16 protein-coding genes and 1 pseudogene are annotated in these 20,285 nt (G+C 69.4%); 10 read left to right on the top strand and 7 right to left on the bottom strand.

Features of this window, described 5'->3' with window-relative positions; genetic code table 11:
• Positions 1-19: 19 nt before the first annotated feature.
• Complete coding sequence (locus tag ABZX92_RS29585) at positions 20-1,867, bottom strand: S8 family serine peptidase (protein ID WP_355566306.1); 1,848 nt, start codon at positions 1,865-1,867, stop codon at positions 20-22.
• Positions 1,868-2,266: 399 nt separating this feature from the next.
• On the opposite strand from ABZX92_RS29585, the gene ABZX92_RS29580 reads away from it, so the two are divergent.
• Genes ABZX92_RS29580 through ABZX92_RS29570 form a run of 3 tightly spaced genes read left to right on the top strand, consistent with a single transcriptional unit; the run spans position 2,267 to position 4,830 of the window.
• Positions 2,267-2,809 carry a hypothetical protein gene (locus ABZX92_RS29580; protein ID WP_355566303.1) on the top strand — a complete coding sequence of 181 codons (543 nt, stop codon included), beginning with the start codon at positions 2,267-2,269 and terminating at the stop codon, positions 2,807-2,809.
• Positions 2,810-2,818: 9 nt separating this feature from the next.
• Positions 2,819-4,447: a hypothetical protein gene (locus ABZX92_RS29575; protein ID WP_355566300.1), complete on the top strand. Its 1,629-nt coding sequence runs from the start codon at positions 2,819-2,821 to the stop codon at positions 4,445-4,447.
• Positions 4,448-4,467: 20 nt separating this feature from the next.
• Positions 4,468-4,830 carry a hypothetical protein gene (locus ABZX92_RS29570; RefSeq protein WP_355566297.1) on the top strand — a complete coding sequence of 121 codons (363 nt, stop codon included), beginning with the start codon at positions 4,468-4,470 and terminating at the stop codon, positions 4,828-4,830.
• 3 nt (positions 4,831-4,833) lie between these two features.
• Here the strand turns inward: ABZX92_RS29570 and ABZX92_RS29565 are convergent, their stop codons facing one another.
• The 3 genes from ABZX92_RS29565 to ABZX92_RS29555 form a co-directional block, all read right to left on the bottom strand.
• Positions 4,834-5,337 (bottom strand): DinB family protein, encoded by a 504-nt coding sequence (locus tag ABZX92_RS29565; protein WP_355566294.1) that lies wholly within the window; start codon positions 5,335-5,337, stop codon positions 4,834-4,836.
• A 16-nt stretch (positions 5,338-5,353) separates the two neighbouring features.
• Positions 5,354-8,422: a S8 family serine peptidase gene (locus tag ABZX92_RS29560; RefSeq protein ID WP_355566291.1), complete on the bottom strand. Its 3,069-nt coding sequence runs from the start codon at positions 8,420-8,422 to the stop codon at positions 5,354-5,356.
• A 76-nt stretch (positions 8,423-8,498) separates the two neighbouring features.
• A complete protein-coding gene (locus ABZX92_RS29555; RefSeq protein WP_355566288.1) occupies positions 8,499-8,816 on the bottom strand; it encodes a helix-turn-helix domain-containing protein in 318 nt (105 codons plus the stop codon).
• A 63-nt stretch (positions 8,817-8,879) separates the two neighbouring features.
• On the opposite strand from ABZX92_RS29555, the gene ABZX92_RS29550 reads away from it, so the two are divergent.
• Entirely contained in the window at positions 8,880-9,344 is a 465-nt protein-coding gene (locus ABZX92_RS29550) for a group II truncated hemoglobin (RefSeq protein WP_355566285.1), read from the top strand.
• Here ABZX92_RS29550 and ABZX92_RS29545 read toward each other — a convergent pair.
• A complete protein-coding gene (locus ABZX92_RS29545) occupies positions 9,341-9,694 on the bottom strand; it encodes an antibiotic biosynthesis monooxygenase family protein (RefSeq protein WP_355566282.1) in 354 nt (117 codons plus the stop codon). The genes ABZX92_RS29550 and ABZX92_RS29545 overlap by 4 nt on opposite strands.
• Before the next feature lie 38 nt (positions 9,695-9,732).
• On the bottom strand, positions 9,733-10,680 hold the full coding sequence (locus ABZX92_RS29540; RefSeq protein WP_355566279.1) for a hypothetical protein: 948 nt from the start codon (positions 10,678-10,680) through the stop codon (positions 9,733-9,735).
• A 331-nt stretch (positions 10,681-11,011) separates the two neighbouring features.
• Between ABZX92_RS29540 and ABZX92_RS29535 the strand changes: the two genes are divergently transcribed.
• Positions 11,012-13,450, top strand: a complete 2,439-nt coding sequence (locus tag ABZX92_RS29535; RefSeq protein ID WP_355566276.1) for a CapA family protein — start codon at positions 11,012-11,014, stop codon at positions 13,448-13,450.
• 19 nt (positions 13,451-13,469) lie between these two features.
• On the opposite strand, the gene ABZX92_RS29530 is transcribed toward ABZX92_RS29535, so the two are convergent.
• Positions 13,470-14,330, bottom strand: coding sequence for a hypothetical protein (locus tag ABZX92_RS29530; protein ID WP_355566273.1), 861 nt, complete (start codon positions 14,328-14,330; stop codon positions 13,470-13,472).
• A gap of 26 nt (positions 14,331-14,356) precedes the next feature.
• Here ABZX92_RS29530 and ABZX92_RS29525 point away from each other — a divergent pair, with 26 nt between their 5' ends.
• The 5 genes and pseudogenes from ABZX92_RS29525 to ABZX92_RS29505 all read left to right on the top strand — a co-directional run.
• The gene (locus ABZX92_RS29525) at positions 14,357-16,426 is read left to right on the top strand and encodes a cache domain-containing protein (protein ID WP_355566270.1); all 2,070 of its coding nucleotides are present in this window, start codon (positions 14,357-14,359) and stop codon (positions 16,424-16,426) included.
• Entirely contained in the window at positions 16,426-17,745 is a 1,320-nt protein-coding gene (gene pgsB / locus ABZX92_RS29520) for a poly-gamma-glutamate synthase PgsB (protein ID WP_355566267.1), read from the top strand. The genes ABZX92_RS29525 and pgsB overlap by 1 nt, the downstream gene beginning before the upstream one ends.
• Entirely contained in the window at positions 17,742-18,224 is a 483-nt protein-coding gene (locus tag ABZX92_RS29515; protein WP_355566265.1) for a poly-gamma-glutamate biosynthesis protein PgsC/CapC, read from the top strand. The genes pgsB and ABZX92_RS29515 overlap by 4 nt, the downstream gene beginning before the upstream one ends.
• A 10-nt stretch (positions 18,225-18,234) precedes the next feature.
• A complete protein-coding gene (locus ABZX92_RS29510; protein ID WP_355566262.1) occupies positions 18,235-19,191 on the top strand; it encodes a hypothetical protein in 957 nt (318 codons plus the stop codon).
• 161 nt (positions 19,192-19,352) lie between these two features.
• Positions 19,353-20,285, top strand: a pseudogene (locus tag ABZX92_RS29505) (hypothetical protein); the annotation flags it as partial.

Below are 20,285 nucleotides of genomic sequence, written 5' to 3'. Positions count from 1 at the left end.
GGCGATTCAACGCGAGAAGCTACGAGGCGAGCGGGATGTCACCTCCGACGCCCCACTGGGTGGTGCTGATCCCACGCACGTACCAGTTGCCCTCCCACGGGCGCCACACGGCGAGGTCGGTCACGCCGTCACCGTTGAAGTCGCCGGGAACGGGGATGTCCCCGCCGACACCCCACTGGGTGGTGCTGATGCCACGCACGTACCAGTTGCCCTCGGACGGACGCCACACCGCGAGATCCGTGATGCCGTCACCGTTGTAGTCACCCACGACAGGAAGGTCACCGCCGACACCCCACTGCGTCGTGCTGATGCCACGCACATACCAGTTGCCTTCAGAAGGACGCCACACCGCGAGATCCGTGATGCCGTCACCGTTGTAGTCCGCCGCAACGGGAACGTCCCCACCGACACCCCACTGAGTCGTACTGATCCCACGCACGTACCAGTTGCCCTCGGACGGACGCCACACCGCGAGATCCGTGACACCGTCACCGTTGTAGTCACCGGGAACCGGGATGTCGCCCGCGATGCCCCACTGGACGGTGCCGATGCCGCGCAGATACCAGTTGCCCTCGGACGGCCGCCACACCGCGAAGTCCGTCACGCCGTCACCGTTGTAGTCGCCCGGGACCGGGATGTCGGCGCCGATGCCCCACTGCGTGGTGCTGATACCGCGCACGTACCAGTTGCCCTCGGAAGGCCGCCAGACGGTCAGATCCGTTGTACCGTCACCGTTGTAGTCGCCTTCCGGGCCCCACTGGGTGAACCGCGAGAACAGCAGCCGGTTCGGCGAGCCGGGGCCGGGGTTGCCGACGACGTTCGGCGTCGCGTTGCGGACGATCGCGTCGTGCACCCGAGAGGCAGGGGCCGCCGGGTGCCTGGCGAGGTACAGCGCCGCCACACCGGCCACGTGCGGGGTGGCCATCGAGGTGCCGCTGATCGTGTTCGTCGCCGTGTCGCTGGTGTTCCACGACGACGTGATGTTCACGCCCGGCGCGAACAGGTCGGTGCAGGTGCCGAAGTTCGAGAACGAGGCCCTGGCGTCGCTGATGTCCGTGGCGTTCACGGTCAGGGCCTCCGCGACCCTGGCCGGCGAGGTGTTGCACGCGTCGGCGTTGGAGTTGCCCGACGCGATGGCGTAGGTGACGCCCGACGCGATCGAGTTGCGGATCGCGGTGTCCAGCGGGTCGAACGCGCCACCGCCCAGGCTCATGTTCGCCACCGCCGGCTTGACCGCGTTGGCGGTCACCCAGTCCACACCGCTGATCACACCGGCGAAGCTGCCGCTGCCGGAGCAGCTCAGCACCTTCACGGCCACAAGCCGGACCGCTTTCGCCACACCGTGTTCCGCGCCGCCGATCGTGCCCGCCACGTGCGTGCCGTGGCCGTTGCAGTCGGTGTCGTTGCCGTCTCCGGTGGTGTTGGTGCCCCAGCTCGCGCGTCCGCCGAACGTCGAGTGGGTGGTGCGGATGCCGGTGTCGATCACGTAGGCGCGCACGCCCGCCGCGGTCGGCCCGTAGTTGTAGCGCTGGTCCAGCGGCAGGTTCCGCTGGTCGATGCGGTCGAGGCCCCACGACGGCGGGTTCACCTGAACGGAGTCCGCCTTGACGACCTGATCCTGGTACACCGCTGCCACACGGGGATCACGCGACAACGCCTTGGCATCGGTCGCATTGGCCTTGACCGCGAAGCCCTGCAGCGCGTGCTGCCAGCTCGCGGTCACGTTCCCCTTGTACTGCTTGGCGAGCGAGGCCGAGCTCGTCGCCGCCACACCGTTGCGGAGGACGACCACGTACTGGTCCGCGATCGCCGTTCCCGCCGGTGCGGCGACGAAGGTTCCCGGTTCTGCCGCCGAAGCCGTTGCCACACATGCCGACATCGCGGTCGCCACAACGGCAATCCCCACAAGCGCGCGCCGTGTGGCGCGTCTGCCCGAGGTGTTCACAAACGCCCCTCTCGTTCGAGACAAGCCTTGTGCAGGTGCACGGACCGCGATCGGCCGATCGCGGAACGGAACCGTGCGCCCGACAGGTTGGTCGTCGCAGCGCGGGTTTCGTAACCGGAAAACTGGGTAGCGGGCCCAAATGACTCCGTCGGGACCACCCGGCTACGCGAGCTGCCCGGCAAGTCACGGCGCAGACAGCAGCGCGGAATCTGGTCCTTTCGCCGCTTTCGTCACACCTACGCCGATCGGCCGTCGCCGTGGTGGCGGCAAGGGATCTAGGTTGCTCATGTGGAAGGGCAGGGGGAACCTCACTTACCGCGTTTGTTCACACCGGGTGTCGCCGTGCTGCTCGGCTTCGTCCTGCTGGCCGGAAACCCCTGGCTGAACCGGGACATCCAGCTCGCGGTGTACGACTTCGACTCGGCCGGTCGCCTCGTCGCCGTGCTGTTCTCCTACCCGGCCTGGCAGGTGGACGCCGAGCTCTACGGCCCGTTCATGTTCTGGTTCGCGAACCTGCGGACCCTGCTGTTCGTGACACTGGCCGTCGCGGGGCTTACCAGGGTGCCCCGCTGGACCAGCGCGGGCGGCCTGGGCCTGTTCGTCGTCACCGTGGGAATGACGGCACTCAGCGCGGTGGTCGCCGGGCTTGCCTCCGCCGGGGTGGCCGTGGCACTGCTGGACACGGGGGACTCCCTGCCGTTCATCGACGCCTCCCGGCCCGAGGAGTTCTTCCTGGGCCAGCTCAGCGCGTCGGCCTCGTTCGGCGTGCTGTTCGGTTCGGTGCTCGGCGCCGTCGCGGTCATGCAGAGCCGCACTCCTGTTCGACGGCAACCTCGTGCCGACACGCCGAAGTCGTTCTGGTGAAGGGGATCGATGAGCCAGCCAACCGCCTTCTCCCCCGACGACACGACTCGCTATCTGTGCGTCGCGGCCAGGACCGACGAGCGCTTCGCCGAGCGGATGATCAAGGCGCTGCTGCACGACGACCTGCACGCGGCGGCGCCGTCGGTCGGGTTCTCGCTGCGCCCGGTGCTGCTGCACGCGCTGGACGGGGTGCGGCAACGGCGGGTCCGCGACTGGTGCCTGCTGGTGGCGACCGCGCTCGCACTGGTGCTGTCTCCACTGTGGACGATCGTCGCGCTGCTGGTCGTCCTGCCGATCGGCGGCAGCCTCGCGCGGCGTGCCGGGGAGTCCCGCAGGCTGCGTGACATCGTGTTCGCCCTGCTGTCGTTGGTGATCCTGCTGCTGGTGTCCGTGACGCTGGTGTCCGCGCTCGGCAACGCGCCAGAGCCGACCAGGAGGACCCCCTCGCCGGAGCCGCCGGTCGACGAGTGGCTGGTCGGCCTGCCGTGGCTCGCGCTGCTCACACTCGGGGTGATGTTCGGACTGATGGTGTGGAGCGAGTGGCAGACCCGGCGGACGTTGCTCGGCGGACTCACCCGAGCCGCGTTCAGCCCGTCGTCGGCACCGCCGTCCAGCCAGGCGTGGTTGTCCGACCGGCTGACCGCGCTCGACGACGCCGAGCGCGGCAACGTGACGGTCTACGACGGCTTCACCCCGTTCATCGGCCACGGCCCGCTCGTGTCGACGTGGTCGTTCGCGCTGCCGTTGCAGGCGCGTGACGCCGACGGGGTGATGCCGCTCGACACCGTCGAACTGGTGGCGCACGTGCGGGAGCGGCTGGCCGGCGTCGGCCTGGAGCCCGACGAGCTGCCGGGCCTCGTGCTCAGCGAGCGCGCGTTCGTGAGCGGCAACGCGCTCACCATGCACCCGGCTCTGCTGCCCGAGCGCGACCAGGCTCCCCGGCAGGAGCTGTCCTCCGAGGACCTCACCCGGCTCGCCTTGCGCCCGCACGGTTCCGCTCGCCACTACCTGTGCGCGCAGGTCCCGTCGTGGGGTGGCGAGGTGGTCGCCAGCACGTTCCTCCACTTCTCCACCGACGGACGGCTGCTCTACCTGCAGTGCGACCGGACCGTGCTGGGCCCGTTGTGGCGGCAGTACCACGACGTCGATCGCATCAGCCCGATGCTCACCGCGGGCGCGATCGGCCGCCTGCTCGCGCGGGCGGCCAGCGGGATGGCCGGTGCCGTGCCGCGCGCTCCGATCCGCGTACTGCGCGACGCCACGTTCCACTGGCGCTGGGAACGGCACCGCACCATCGAGCGCGCGATCGCCGGCCAGGACCTCGGCTACAACTACGGCGCCCGCTTCAGCCTGCGCGAGGACGCCACGGATGCCAACTACCACAACTACTTCCAGAAGACCGACGCCGCCAAGCACCTCAAGCTGATCGAACGGCACGTGCTGGCCGCGCTGCTCGACTTCCTGGACGAGCACGGCGTCGACACGACCGAGTTCCGCAACCGCCAGATGACGATCCTCAACCAGGGCGTCATCCAGACCGGCGGCATCAGCCACGTGGGCAACCAGGCGGTCGGCAGCGAGGCGACCGCGACCGTGCAGTTCCCCACGCCCGAACCCGCCGCCGGAAAGCCGGCGTGACGCCCGAAGGGAAACCTCCAGTGCCGGAAAGCACTCCGAACTACGGCATCCAGCAGTCGGGTGGCGTGTCGAACGTCGGCAACCAGGCCGTCGGGCCGCATGCCCGCGCGGTCAGCCGTGGCATGACCTTCAACGCCGCGCCCGCGACCGGCGAGCTCATGACGGAGCTGATGGCGTTGCTGGAGCGGCATCGCGCTGAACTGCCGGACGAAACAGAGGAAGTCGCGGAGGAACTGCAGGACGAGATCGACTCACCGGAGCCTGATCGCGGGAGGGTCGCGCGGATGCTGGAGCGGCTCACCACCCTGGTGAAGCCGGTCGCGCCGCTGGTCGAGACGGTCGGTGAGCTGACCAAGGCGGTCGACTCGGCGTTCGGCGGCTGACGCTCAGAGGGTCAGCTGCCGGCGGTGGAAGTCGAAGTGCCGCACCGGGAACCGGTAGAGGTCCGCGAGGGTCATGAAGTCCTGGAAGAAGGGATCCCAGCGCGTCGGGTAGTGCATGCCGCGTTCCAGGTCGGGCTCGCGGTCCAGGCGCTCGTGCAGCGCCGCGATCGTGCTGTCGCACAGGACGTTCATCCGGTGGCGAGTCAGGAACGTGCCGCCCAGCCACGACCCGAGGTAGTTCGCCACGTCGAACAGCCGCGTGCCCGCGTTGAGCACGCGCGCGAACCCGCGGCTCGCGCCTGGCGGCATCCTGCTGAACCCGCGCGCCATCGCCAGCAACGCCCGCATGATCAGGAAACCGAGCAGCATGTGGAAGAGCAACTGCCGGTTGGTCCACCTCGTGCCGTTGGACCGGCGCCGCAGCTCATCGGCCTTGGCGTGCGCGAGCAACTCGTGGAAAGCTGCCCGCGCACGCTCCAGCTCGTCGTGCAGTGCCGTGGTGTCCACGCCACCAATTGTGCGCCTATTGCCCGAACTGGTAGGCCCTCAGGACCGTTTGCCGCACCGAGTTGCCGCTCGCGTCCGTCGCCGCACTGCGCAGGCTCACGAAACCGTTGCCAGACGGGTGCGTCAGCTGGGCCGCGTAGGCGTCACCCGACGGCGTCACCGCAGAGGGCTGCCACGTCTTGCCGTCGTCGTAGGAGACCGCCAGCTCGAACGACGACACCGCACCCGTGTTACCGCCTACCCGCAACGTCAGCGGGAACGCCCCGGACGGCGCAACACCTCGTGCGGACACCTTGCCGGACGCGCGCACGAACATCAGCCGCGAGCCGGTGAACGTCCAGGTGGCGTCGACACGCGAGCCCACCACCGAGAACTTCTGCGAGCGCGTCGCGGAAGTCTTCAACGTCAACGGGCCCGGCGTCACGGTGAAGGTGCCACCTCCCGGCGTCTCCGACTTGCCGAGCACCACGCCGTCACGTGACAGCTCGGACGTGCCCTTGATCGCGCCCGAGTCGATGCCGTCACGCTCGCTCGACGACACGACGTCACCGGGTGCGAACAACGCCGCCGAGACGGTCACGGAGCCGTCCTCCCACTCCACCGGATCCGGGATCGGGCCCACCGGGGCACGGTTCCACTCGTTGGTGAACGAGCCCGCGCGCGGGAAGGTCCGATTGTGGATCAGGTGTTCCGATGTCGTGCCGTCCGAAATGGACATCGACTGCGTCCAGGCCACACCCGGCGTGAAGTACTCGGTGCGCGTCGACGGCACCTTCACCGGCAGGTCGGCGGAGGAGAGCTCGCTGTCGTCCCACGGCAGTGCGCCCGAGTCCGACCGGGTAGCGGTCGTGGAGGCGCCCTGCACGTAGTAGGAAGCCTTCACCACAGCCAAGTCGCGAGCTTCGAACGCGAGAGCGGAAGGGACCCGGTTCTTGTCGGCGAAGACCAGGTTGTAGGTCGAGGTGCCGTTCACGAGCAGCGGCCGGTAGACGAACCCGAGCACGCGGTCCTGGGCCGTGGACGGCGTCGCGTAGAACGCGGTGTCCGCGGAGGCCACGTACGTCAGCGACTCCTTCCCGAACACCAGGCTCGCCTGGTACGAGTTCAGCTCGGCCTGTCCCGCCTTGGCCGACACCGGCTTCGCGGACTTCTCGTCGACGGTCGTGGTCGCGTTGGCGGACAACACGATGCCGGGCTTGAGGATCGCCGACGCGTACCGCTTGCCCTTGGTCGAGGACTCGCTGAACCCGATCAGGTCGTACCGGCCCTTGGGCAGCCGCAGCACCTCCCTGGAGCCGTCCTCGACGAACCTCAGCCGGAAGTACTGTCCGGTCTCGGAGTTCACCAGTGCGCCGAACCAGCCCTCGTCGGTGTCGCCGCGCAGCACGCGCTTCACGGTCATGTCGTAGCTCTCCGGTTCGACCGACGCGCCCAGTGCAACGCGCACGACCTGAGATCCGTCCGTGGCCGTCAGCCAGTCGCTCAACAGCCCGTCCTTGGTGGGTTTGAACGACAGGTCCACCGACGCGCTACCACCAGCGGGCACGGTGACCGAGGAAGCCGACAACGTGACCGGCGCCTTCAACGACAAGGTCGACGCGCTTGTACCGGAGTTGAAGAACGTCACCTTGCGGGTCACCGGAGAAGTGCTGCGCGGCCACGGGAAACGCCCGAAGTTCACGCTGCCGACGGAAGCCCGAACCGGAGACGACACCGCGCGGCCGACGTCCAAGCGTCCGGCGCCCTGCTGGTACACACTGAGCGCCGGAAGCGGCGTCGCGGCGTTCATCAGTGCCGCCTTGAGCTCCGGCGCCTTCCACGAAGGGTGTTGCTGCAGCAGCAAAGCCGCCGCACCGGTCACGTGCGGAGTCGCCATCGAGGTGCCGTTCGCGCTGGTGTACAAGGAGTTCACCGGCGTGCCCATGGACGTGCCGGCAGCCCGGGCGGCGATGATGTCCGATCCCGGTGCCGCGATGTCCGGCTTGATCGCGTCGTCCACGAGCCGCGGGCCCTGGCTGGAGAACCGCGACAGCTCGTCCTGCTTCGTCACGCTGCCCACCGCGAGCGCCAGGTCCGCCGCGGCCGGGTTGCCGACCTTGCGGGCCGCACCGGCGTTGCCCGCCGCGACGACGAACAGCGTGCCGGACTTGGCGCTGATCTTGTTGAGCGCCAGCGAGAGCGGGTCCTTGCCGTCGGTCGGGCCACCGCCCAGCGACATGTTCACGATGGACGCACCCTGGTCGGCCGCCCACTGCATGCCCGCGATGATCGCGTCCTCTGGGCAGCCGCCGTCGTCCTCGCACACCTTGCCGATCAGCAACGAGGCGTCCGGCGCGACACCGGCGTACTTGCCGCTGGAGCCTGCCCCCGACCCCGCGATGGTGGACGCGGTGTGCGTGCCGTGCCCGTAGCCGTCGGCGATGCTCGTGCCGGTGAAGTCCTTGGTGGCGATCACGTTGCGCAGGTCCGGGTGCGTCGCGTCGTACCCGCCGTCGAGGTCGGCGACCTTCACGCCCTTGCCGGTGAACCCGGCGTGCCACGCCGCCGGCACGCCGATCTGGGCGTTGCTCACGTCGTCGACCAGGCGTGCCTTGCCGTTGAGCCACATCCGGTCGAACCCCGCGTGCCACAACGACGGGAGATCCGACTTGCGGGCCACAACGGACGAACCGCCCAGGACCGGCAGCTCGCGCACCACGGTCGCGTGGAACCCACCCGTCACGATCAGCGGCAGGTCGGACCGGTGGGCGTCGCCGAACCCGTCGCGGGCGAGCGCGGTGACGTTGAACAGCCGCTCGTCCACCCGTCCCGACTGGACGAGCTTGGCCGCGTCGGACGGCACGACGGTCAGCTCGCCGTCGCGTTTGGCCGTGTGGAACGTGATCCGTTCACGACCAGGCCCGCGAATCACGCGCGGAGCGTTGCCCAGGACGACCTTGTCGCCGGTGACCAGAGTGACCGTGTTCGATCCTGGGTTCGATCCTGGGTTCGATCCGGACAACGGGATCGGATCCGCTTTCGCGACACCACAAAAGCTCGCGACCGTGAGCAGCGCAACAGCGCTGGAGAGCGTCCGCCGACGCATGGAGCCTCGATTCGTTCGGGGGTCGGCGACGGCACGGCCACGCTACCTCCATCGAACGGAATCCTTCGGCCAGGACTCAAAAGGGCGAGATGACTTCGCCTGTAAGGGCAGCCCGCCGGACACCCCAGTCGTAGAGGGCCTGGAGCGCGGGGGCCAGCGACCGGCCTTCCTCGGTGAGCGAGTACTCGACGTGCGGCGGCACCTCGGCCCGCGCGACGAGACCGGCGTCCTGCAGTTCGCGGAGCCGTTGCACGAACATCTTCTCGCTGATGCCCGGCATCTTCCGGCGCAGCTCACCGTAGAAGTGCGGGCGTTCCTTGAGATGGGCGAGGATCACCGCGCGCCACTTGCCGCCGATGACGTCGAGGGCCAGCTCGACAGGACAGTGGTACACAGGCGCTCCTCACCAAAAAGTGCGTACTTGCCGGACGCTCCACCAGGTGCTGGGGTGGGCTTCGTGATCAACGAGACACCCTCTCTCTACACCTGGGCCGGTGGCGCCGACGCGTTGCTCAAGCTCACCGAGGCCTTCTACCGCCACGTCGCCGAGGACGAGCTGCTCGCACCCGTCTTCGCCGGCATGGACCCCGACCACGCACGGTACGTGGCCCTGTGGCTGGGTGAGGTGTTCGGCGGGCCCGCCGCCTACTCCGAGGAGCGCGGCGGCTACGAGTTCATGCTGGCCAAGCACCTCGGCCACGCCATCACCGAAGAGCAGCGCCGCCGCTGGCTGAACCTGATCATGGACGCGGCGGACGAGGTCGGGCTGCCGGCCGATCCGGAGTTCCGCGCCGCGTTCGTGTCCTATCTGGAATGGGGTACACGACTCGCCGTGCAGAACTCCGCACCGGACGCCAAGCCCTTCCACGGGGCGCCCGTGCCGAAGTGGGGCTGGGGCGTGGCGCCGCCGTACCGGGGCTAGTCGGGCAGCAGTTCGACGACCACCCGGTAGGCCGCGGGTTCCGACGTGACGTGCAGGCCGGGGTCGTCGAACATGCGCTGCAACGAGGCGTGCCACTCGGGGTTGGCGGTGGCCCGGTCGAGCTCGCCGCCGGACTTCCACTCGGCGATGTGGACGAACCGCGTCTCGGGCCCCACAGCGAGCGGGCGGTGCAGGCGGGAGCGGACGAAGCCGGGCTGGGCCGACATGATCCGCGCGTTCTCCTGGTACACCTCGACGAAGTAGTCGGCTTCGGCCGAGGGCACGGTGTAGTTCTTGACGACCGTGACCGGCCCGTCGATGCCGGTCCTGGACTCCAGTGAATGACTCATGCCCAGCAGGACAAGGCGCGTCCCCGGTTTGTGACAGGTCAGAGTCTGCGGGCCAGCCGGAAAGCCTGGGCCAGCACGCCGTCGCCGGTCAGCACCGACGCGCCGTACTTGTCGCCCATGGTCACCGAGTTGTAGGTCTTGCGGCTGGAGATGAACCGCGGCTGCCCCGCCGAGTCCACCCCGAGGTAGATCGCGGAGTGGTCGAGCAGCGGACCGTCCGCCGGGTCGAGGTCGAACGCCAGGATGTCGCCGGTCTGCAACCGTTCCAGCTGCTCGTCGGACGGGCGGGCGCCGGTGTCGGCGACGACCACCTGGCCGGGGGCTCCGGCCGTGAAGTCCCTGGCCTGTCTGGGCAGACGCGAACGCGACGGCGCCCACCCCAGCGGGTAGCCGGAGCGGTAGCCGAACACCATCCGCAGAAATCCGCTGCAGTCCAGCGAGTCCTTGCGGACGGGGTCGGGGGGACGTACGACCCCGTCCGCAGAGGTCCACGGAACGCCCATGTAGTCGTTGAAGTCGGCGTCGCTGAGGCGCTCGCCGTTGACCAGCGGGCCGAAGAACGCGCGGCCCGCGTACCGGACTCCCTTGTCGTCCCGCAGATCCGGGGTGTTCCGGCGGTACTGCATCGATACGTCCAGCACGTCCGGCGTGCGGTCGGTCAGCGCGTTCTCCACCCACTGGCGGAGAACCGGATCTTTCTCGCCGTCCGCGCGCCACTGGCGAGGAGCGACTCTGACCCACTCCTGCGTGGTGACCGACGCGGTGGTGACCTCGGGTTCGGCGAAAGTCCGGGCAGGGCCCCGGAAGACGGCCGTGCGCGCACCGTCCGTCAGTGTCGCGAGCCGGTCGCCGAGCGCGTTGAGGACCAGTGTGCGCGGCGGGTCGTCGACCCGGACGAAGTCCAGACGGCGTGGCATTTCCGCCCCCGCGGACGGAACGGGCACAGCGAGGAGAACCGCGAAGACGAGCAATGGCAACGTTTTCATCGCGTCTGCCTGCACCTTTCTCGCACGCCATCCGTTAGGAAAGTTTCCTAACTAAGACCTATACTCGCCTCCGGTCATCCCGGTCAAGACGTAATCCGTCCCGGTACAAGATCCGAAACGGGCGACGGTTCAAAGGATCTTCCACAATGGACGACCGATTTTCGAGTACGCTGCCAGCAGGGCTTCTACCTGCGCGAATGCGCGTCCGCGCGGGAATAGTACAGTAAGTAGTCTATTCCCGGCACCCCCGTACGGCCGGTGCTTTCGAGACGGAGACGCGCCACCATGTGAGTCACGCCGCCAGAACGAACCCGAAGTTTGGACTTCTCGGATGAGTCGACTCTGGCGTACCCGTTCCGCGGTGCTCTCGTTGGCACTGGCCGTTTTGCTGATCATGGTCCTCGTCGTGGCGTTCCGCGCGATCGGTGTCGTGCGCGGCTGCGGCTCGTGCGAGGACCAGCACAACGTGCTCGGATTCTCGTTGCGGCTCAACGTGGTCGACGAGTCCGGCGGAGGTGTTCCCAACGCGACGGTGACGTTGCACGGCGAGAAGACCGAACGCCTGACCGGTGATCAGGGCGGAGCTGTGTCCACACCCGTGTTGCGCGGGCCGGTGCTCGCGGTCGTCGAGGCACCCGACCACCTGCCCGAGCCGGTTCCGCTCGGAAAGTCCGATGAGGACGGTCCGGTGACGGTGAAGCTGTTCGGCCGCAAGCAGGGCCGGTTCGCCATGCACTCGGCCGGCGACGTGATGTTCGGACGCCGGTATGCCGAACCGGACGACGGCGGCCCGCTCGTCCCTGACCGGGACCCGGCTCGCGGCGCCGAGCACGTGGTGTCGGCGTTCGCGCCCGCCTTCGCCGCCGCCGACCTGCGCACCGTCAACCTTGAAACCGTGGTCAGCGACCTCCCGGCGGACCAGGCCTATCCCCAGAAGCGTTTCATCCTGAAGTCCGCCTCGGCGACGACCGCCGGCCTGAAGGCGCTCGGCGTCGACTGCGCGGTCCTCGCCAACAACCACTCCCGCGACTTTCTCGACCAGGGTGTCGCCGACACCCGTGCGGCGCTGACGAAAGCGGGCATCGGGATGGTCGGCGCGGACGTGACGCCGGAGGGTGCCGCGACCCCGTTCCGCCGCACGGTCAACGGAACCAGCGTGGCCGTGGCCGGTTTCACCAGTGTCGACGGCGACTTCGTCAACGGCGCGTACCCCGGCGCGGCGGACTCGAAGCCGGCGGACGCGACGCCGGACGACGCGTGGCGGTACGACGCGCGGCCGTGGGGGTTCGGTTCGATCGCCACGGCGCCGCGCCGCATCGGTCAGGCCTGGGAGGCCTACCGGAAAGCCGAGAGCACGGCGCCGGACGCGGTGAAGGCCGAGATGTGGAAGTCGCTCGTCGTCGCCTACCCGGAGCTGCAGGACTGGGTCGCGCGGCGTGGGCACGGCGGCGCCGCCCGGTGGGACCCGGTGAGCTCCCCCGCCCAGATAGCCCAGCTGTCCGCCCAGAACCAGCTCACCGTCGTGCAGCTGCACGCGGGCTTCCAGTTCCAGGACGCGGCGTCGGACAACGTGCGGGCGATGGCGCACGCGGCCATCGACGCGGGCGCGGACATCGTGATCGGGCATCACCCACATGTGCTGCAGGGTGTGGAGTGGTACCAGGGCAAGCTGATCGTCTACAGCCTCGGCAACTTCGTCTTCGACCAGAACTTCCTGTCCACCTTCGCGAGCGTCGTCGTGCGCACGGTGTGGGACGGCGACGAGCTGCTGGAGGCACGGCTGCTGCCGCTGGAGCTGGTCGACTACCGGCCGGTGCCGCTGACCGGCGACGCCGCGCGCCGGGTGCTCGGCCGGATCTGGGAGCTCGGCCTGATGCCGGCGTCCACCGACCGCGACCGCACCGGTGCCGTGCGCGCGTACGTGAAGCAACCGACGCCGGACGTGATCCCCGCGCAACTGGTCGTCGAGCACAACACGGGCCGAATCACCTCCGCGAGCACCGTCCCGGAGACCAGAACGGTCGCGGTTCCCGCGCACGGCGTGGCCGACCTGGCCGCGCCGGGCTCGCTGGTCCGTCCGGCCGGCGGTGACGGTGTCGAGGTGGGGCGCGACCTGTTCGGCTGGGGCCGGTTCGAGGACGAGACCGCCGACGGTGCGGTCGAGTCGGCCACGCACTGGAAAGCCGGTGGCACCGCGGAGAGCTCGCAGGTCGGGCCGACTCCGCAGGGACAGCGGTTCCTGCGACTGAGCGCGGCCGCGGGCAAGTCGGTGCAGACCCGTGCCATCGCGCGGATCCCGGTGCCACGGCATCGCCTGTACAGGCAGGACTCGGCGCCGGCCGATCCCGATCCGTCGTACTCGGTGCGGGCGATGGTCCGCGGCACGGGATCCGAGAGCGCGTACTTCCGGTTCGACGTCTACCACTTCGACGACAGCGACCCGACCGAGGATCCGGAGTCGGTGGTCCTCACCACGATCACCCGCGCCGTCGAAGTGCCGTCCGACGGCGGCTGGCACCAGATCACGATCGACCTGACGACGAACGACCTGACCACGCCGGACGGCGCGGGCAACATGATCATGATGTACACGGGGCTGAACCGCGCGCCCGACGGACGCGCGGGCGCTCTCGACCTCGACGACGTGCGCTTCGTGGAGTGGCGCGCCGCGAGCGGGATGACCGGCTCGTTCGGTGCGCACGACCTGGTGCGCAACCCGACGGACGTGCCGAGACAGCTCTCGGCCGAGATGAAACGTCCCCAGAGCTGAAACGTCCTCAGTGGACTGATCACCCGGCCGAGACGTCCGCTTCCGCCAGAGCCTGAGCGAGTTCCGCTCGCGATGCAACCGACTCGCGCAGTCGTCCCGTCACTTCGATGTGGAGGAACACAAAGCCGTGTTCAGCAGCCGCTTTTCCCTGCACGTTCCTCGTCCCTTCGAGCTTCCCGCACTCGTCGTCCCAGCTCCGGCAGGTCGCGAGACCCGCAGCCTCGACCCGGTCGGCCACCCGCCGGGCGGCCGGTCCTGGACGCCCCTGACCGGTCGACACCACGACGTCGGAACCGGGCAGGCTCTGCTCGTCGAACCCGTGCAGCTGCACCTGCGGCAGCCCGCGCCCCGCCAGATCCGTTGCGACAGCGTGGAAAAGCGCGTCGGTGTGGTGGGCGACGTCGGCCTGCTCCCCCGCGGCACGGCGGTGTGCTCCGGCGATCAGCACGACCGCGCCCGGTGTGCGCCGGTAGAGCTCGACACCCAGAGCTTCGGTGTCGAGGTCCGCGTTCGGGTGCGGTACCTCGATCACGAGTCTCGGCGTGGTGGAGCGGTCCGCGATGTACATGCCCCAGCCCTGCTCGGCTCCGGGCTTCGTGGTGGCGAGCACGAACGGTCTGCCGCTCGCGTCGTCCACTCCGGAGTCAACTGTGAAACCCAAGGGGCGCAACCCGTCCGCCTCGGTGGCGGTGCCGTCGAGCAACGGCATCAGCGCAGCCAACGCGGTGTCGCGTTCTTCAGAGCCGGGCGCTCGGTAGGGCGCGCCGGGAGACAGGCCGTCGGCGAACTCCACCACCCGGTGTTCGAGGTCGACGCGCGGCGCCGGATCGACCGCGGCCGTGCAGCCGGCCAGCAGGAGGGCCAGTACCGCGATGCGCATGTGCACCAACGTAGGGCGGTGAACGAGTGAGCAACACCGTCGACCGGAGGAGTTTGGAGCGGGAGTGCGCGGAGGCCGGCTTCCCGTCGGGCGCGCGCGTGCCGCTGGTCGTGATGGTGATCGTTCTCGCGCTGCTCATGGGCTTCTGCGCGATGAGGTTGTCCGGGCAGCCGGACGGCTCACCGGTCGAGGTCGTCGCGCGGTCGCACCAGTGGTTCGCCACCAACCTCGCCCATTCGGTCGGCGCGTCGGTGAACGAGGCCGCCGCGGACCTCGCCACCGCCGTGAAGCTGTACAGCGGCAAGGGTGATCGCTCCGACGACCAGACGATCGCGTTCTTCGCCAAGAACTGCCCGCACGCACGCGGAGTGGCGGTCGTGGACAACTCGGGCGGCCTGCGGGCGTCCGCCGGCGAGCCGGTGCCGATCGAGTCCGTGCCGCTCGACGACATCTCGTCCGTCCCGGTGCGGGTGATGGCGGACCGGTACGGCGGGGTGCAGGCGGTGACGGCCGACGCGCTGCCCGGCGGCAACCGGGTGGTCGTGGTGTCGAGCGATCTCACCATTCCCCCGGTGAGCGTGGACAGCCTGCGGTTACCGGAGACGGTGCTGCTCGTGACGGACACCGGCGAAGTGGTCAAGCCCCACGGCACCGAGACCGCCGCCGGCCACGACGACGACCTCGTCCGGCAGGCCGCCGAGGTGGCCGCCAAGGGGGAAAGCGGCCATCTCGTGGGCAAGGCGGGCACCGGGCCGCCCACTCCTGACGCGCAGGCGACCGTGCCGATCGTGGCGTACGCGCCGCTGACCAGGGGGCGGATCAGCCTCGGCATGTCGTTGCTGCTCGTCGGCGCCACCCCGCAGGCCGAGGCGAGCGGGGCGGGTACCGGTCTGCCCGTGATGATCGCGCTGCTCGGGGTGATGCTGCTCGCGGCGGCGGTGCTCCTCGCCGGACTGGTCGGCCCGGTCCGCAGGCTGCGCGAGGACGCGCTGGCGGTGGCGTCCGGGCAACCGGGCGCGCGGATGCGCCGGCAGTGGATCTCCGAGACGCACCGGATCGCGGCCGCGTTCCAGCCTGGCGCACCACGACGCGGGCTGCCCTCGGCGGTGGTCGCGGTCGTGCTCGCCACGGTGGTGTTGCTGGCCTGGTCCGGCGCTGTGCTGGGGACGATCGGGCGGCACGAGGTGCAGGTGCCCGGACAGGCGGTGCAGGTCACCCAGCGCCTGGCCGCGACCACGGCGACCGGGTTGCGGCACAGCCTGCAGCAGAGCCTGACGGACCTGAGGTCGTTCGCGGCACTGGTCTCCGGTACTGACGTAACGGGCTTCCAGCCCGCGTTGCAGGAGCTGACGTCGCGGCGCGAGCGGTACCGCAGCGTCTACGTCGTCGACCCGGACGGCCGGACCCTGGCGCGGGCGGGCCGGGCGCCGTTGCGGGCCGAGGAGCCGTTGCCACCCGGATCCGGCCTGCACCAGCAGAGCGTCGCGCACCGGGTGCCGCTGATCTACGCGACCGCGCCGATGCCGGGCAGCACCTACGTGGTGGTCGGCGAACTGGACGTGGTGAAGCTGTCCTCGCTGGTGCGGCTGCCCGGCGGGGTGGGGCGGCTCGTCGACGCGGAGCTGCGCACGGTGGCCGCGACCGTCGGCTACCAGGCGTACGAGCCGCTCGCCGCGGAACCGTTGCGCTCCAGCGTGAGCGAGGCGTTGAAAGGCGTGCCCGACCCGGCGGTGTGGGAGGTCGACGGCCGCACGTCCGTGGTCGCCTCCGCGGCGCTCTACGGCTCGAAGGACTTCAACGACCTGCAATGGGCCGTCGTCGTCGAGCAGCCGGTGAGCCAGTTGCCGTTGCCGGGCAACCACATCCGGCGCACGGCGTGGCTCGCCGCGCTGGTGTCCTCCGTGATCGGACTGGTCGCGTTCGGCTGGTTCCTGCTGGTGCTCCTGCTGCCGTTGCGCCGGCTCGCCGCTTCGGCCGATCGGCTGGCCGCGGGCGACACCACCACCGTGATCTACCCGCAGCGGCCCGACGAGATCGGCACCGTCGCCCGTTGTCTCGAACTCCATCGCCGGTCAGTCGAACGAAGGCGGTCGTGATGCACTTCCTGCACACTGTCTACCTGGTCGCCTGCGCGACGCTCCTGGCCGGTGGTGTCGTGGAGCAGCGCAGGCACTACCGGAACCTGCGCCGGATCCAGACCCGGATCCTGGTCAACGGCATCCGCGGGAAGAGCTCGATCACCCGGCTGTGCGCGGGGGCGTTGCGCGGCGGATCCCTTGTCACCGTGGCGAAAACGACCGGAACGGCCGCGCGGTTCATCCACCCGGACGCCTCTGAGGAACCCGTCTACCGCAAGTTCGGCATCGCGAACGTGGTGGAGCAGATCGGCATCGTGCGCCGGGCGGCCGCGTACCGGCCGGACGCGCTGGTGATGGAGTGCATGGCCGTCGCGCCGGACCTGCAGGAGATCAACCAGTCCAAGCTGATCCGGTCGACGATCGGCGTGCTGTGCAACGTCCGCGAGGACCACCTCGCCGAGATGGGACCGACGCTCGACGATGTCGCCCGGTCGTTGTGCCGCTCGATGCCGGTCGGCGGAATCTGCGTGACCGCCGAGACCGAACGGGTCGAGATCCTGCGCGCGGAGGCGGCCCGGCGCAGGTGCGAACTGGTCGAGGTCGACCCCGAGTCGGTCACCGACGAGGAGATGAGCGGGTTCTCCTGGATCACCTTCAAGGAGAACGTCGCCATCGCGATCGCCGTGGCGCAGCTGTGCGGGGTCGACCGGGAGCTTGCGCTGAAAGGGATGTGGGACGCGCCGCCGGATCCCGGTGTACTCCAGGTGCACCGCTACCGCGTCGACGACCGGCAGGTGCGGTTCGCGAACGTCTTCGCCGCCAACGACCCAGAGTCGACGCTGATGAACATCGAGCTGCTGCTCGAACGAGGCGTGATCGAACGCCCGCTGCACCTGGTGATCAACTGCCGTCCGGACCGCGTCGAGCGCAACGGTCAGATGGGCGCGCTGGTCGGCAAGCTCGACCCGGCGCGGGTGGTGCTGATCGGCGAACCGACCCGCAGCGCGGCGCTCACCATCCCGCGCGACTGGCAGGGACACCTGGACGACCTGGGCGGCAAACGTGATCCGGACGAGCTGCTGCAAGGGGTGCTGGGCATCGACGGCGAGTCGATCTCGCTCGCCGCGATCGGCAACATCCACGGCCACGGTGAGGTCCTGCTGGAACAGCTCGACCGGCTGACCCGCGCCGAACCTGCCCACGCCGGACGGCTCCGAGCACACCCGGGACACGACGAGAACCCGCCACCCCAACCCGGCCGGCACGCCCTCGCCGAACCCGATGCCCCACGCCACGAGACCCGCCGGTTCCCCCGGACAGAAGGGACCATCCCATGATCAGCGGCACCCTCCAGCCCGAGGTCGCCACGCTCGGTCTCGCGATCGGGCTGGTGTTCTCGCTGCTCTGCTACCTCACGTCGAACCTCTCGCCCGGCGGGATGATCACGCCCGGCTGGCTCGCCCTCACGCTCGTCGAGGACTACCGGCGGGCGGCGATCGTCGTGTTCATGACGGCGCTGACCTACTTGGGCACCAAGGGTTTGCAGCGCGTCGTGATCCTGTACGGCAAGCGGCTGTTCGCGGCCGTCGTGCTGCTCAGCGTCCTGTTGCAGACGTCGTTGTTCATCCTCATCCAGAACGACTACCCGCTGCTGTACGTGCACGAGACGCTCGGCTTCGTCGTGCCCGGCCTGATCGCCTACCAGCTCGTCCGCCAGCCGGCGGGCGCGACCGTGGTGGCCACCGGGTCGGTCAGCCTCGTCACCTACGGCGTGCTCGCCAGCGGTGTCCTCGTCGGTCTCGTCCCGACCACCTGAAGGAGGAATGGTGTCCCGTCGACTCGCAGTCCACGTCGCGGTGCTGTGCACGGTGATCGCGTCGTCCGCCGCCGCCGTCACGCATCTGGCGACCGAGGACCGCCACCGGGCCTTCCGGCAGACCGGGGCGAGCATCCGCATCACGCCGGCCACCCCAGCCAGCTCGTACCGCTTCGAACGGCTCACCGCGCCCGCGCGCACCGTGGTCCGGGACGAACGGGGTGTCATCGTCGCGACGTTCACGGACGGCGCGCGCACGGCGGTGATCAACGGTCCCACCCGCACGTTCCAGAACCCAGCGGGCACCCAGGTCCAGGTGACCACCCCGGCGTGGGTCCGGTTGACGCCGGAACCGTGGACTGCCAACGCCGAACACGCCGCGTGGCTGAGGCCGTGGCTGGACGCGGCACTGACCGACCGCAGTGACGACGTGCTCGCCGTGGCGGCGCAGTACCTCAACGGCGCGGCGCAGGCGACCGATGCGAAAGCCGTGCGGTTCCGCGGCGACGCCCGATTCGGCCGCGCCGACTTCTCCGACTACCTCGGCGTCACGTGGTCGTTCCCCGGCGGGCCGACCGAGAAACCGGAGCCGGACGGCTACGGCGCACTCGACCCGGCCGGTTATGTGCGGATGGTCTACGGCTACCGCGCGGGCTACCCACTGCGCTCGGCCTCCGGCGCCGGAACAGGTCTCCCCCGCACTCCGAAAGCGATGGCCGAGTTCGACGCGGGCGCCCCGATCCCCGCCGACCGATTGGCGCTGCAACCCGGAGATCTGTTGTTCTTCGCGGCCGGGGGCACCGAGGTCGACAGCGTCGGGATCTTCTTCGGCCTCGACCAGAACGGCAGGCCGCGGTTCGTGTCCAGCCGCAAGCGCACCGACGGACCGGCGTTCAGCAACGACATGGCGCTCTTCAACCAGGGCAACCGGAAGAGCCCCGTCCTGCACAGCGTCCGCCGCCTCTGACCACGAAAAAGGATTTTGCAAACGTTCGCCAATTCCCTATTTCACGCACCTGATTTTCACATACCCGAACTCGGCGCGAATTCATCCACAATCATTGACTCGGACACGAGTTGCTATTCACAATTTCAGCCCACGCCGCCCTTTTCCTCTGGAGGCCAGTCGTGTCCGAAAGACAAAAGTTGCGACGAAGTGCCGTGCTGGGAGCCGTCGGCGTGCTCGCGGCGGCGAGCGTCGCCGTGCTCGTGAACGCGGCGGACGCGGCTCCCGCCCCCGGTGCGCTCACCGGGCTCGACACCTCGGCGGCCAACCGCCGGGCGCCGGTCAGCGGGCTCTACGACTGGAGCAAGGCCGGGTACCGCGGTGGCCAGAACCTGCCCGGCGCGGGCGAAGTCAACCCCAGCGCGGCCTGCCAGATCACCTCGGCCGAGCTCGCCGGCCAGTTCAACGTCAAGCCCGACGACGGTCAGGACGACTCGGCCGGCCTGCAGGCGGCGATCGACTCGATCAGGACGAACTGTTCGCCGTCCGCGAGCTACACCAAGCTCAGCCTGATCACGCTGCCCGCCGGTGAGCTGGCCGTGTCGCGCGAACTCCACGTGGACGCGGACTACCTGATCATCAGGGGTGCCGGCAAGGACGCCACGAAGATCACCTACCGGCCGGACGCGAACACGTTGTACGACGCCCTCACCCCGGACGGCTCGGACTGGGACGAGGACGGCATGACCTCGGGTGCGGGCAAGGGCGGCTGGCTGTGGCCCGGCCGTGGCCTGTTCCGCGTGCAGTCGCGCGGCGTCGACCCGAGCTACGCGAGCGACTACGCCGCCGCTCCGGCCAACCGCAAGGACATCTTCGAGGGCACGATCAACGTGCACTGGAAGGCAGGCGCGAAGGTCGCCACCGCGGCCAGGACCGGTGACCGCACGATCGCCGTCCAGTCGGCCACCAAGATCAAGGCCGGCATGTTCGTGAACGTCCGCGCCGCCAACTCGGTCAAGTTCTACGAGCAGCAGCAGGCGACCGGCACCGAGTGGCCGATGCTGAACATGCACATGCGCCAGCAGATCTTCACCGTCGTCGCGGTCTCCGGCAAC

Origin of the sequence: Lentzea sp. NPDC006480, assembly GCF_040611995.1 — a bacterium.
In the GTDB taxonomy this organism is placed as follows: Bacteria; Actinomycetota; Actinomycetes; order Mycobacteriales; family Pseudonocardiaceae; genus Lentzea.
The sequence above is the reverse complement of the archived record's forward strand: the minus strand, read 5'-3'. Positions and strand labels throughout refer to the sequence as shown.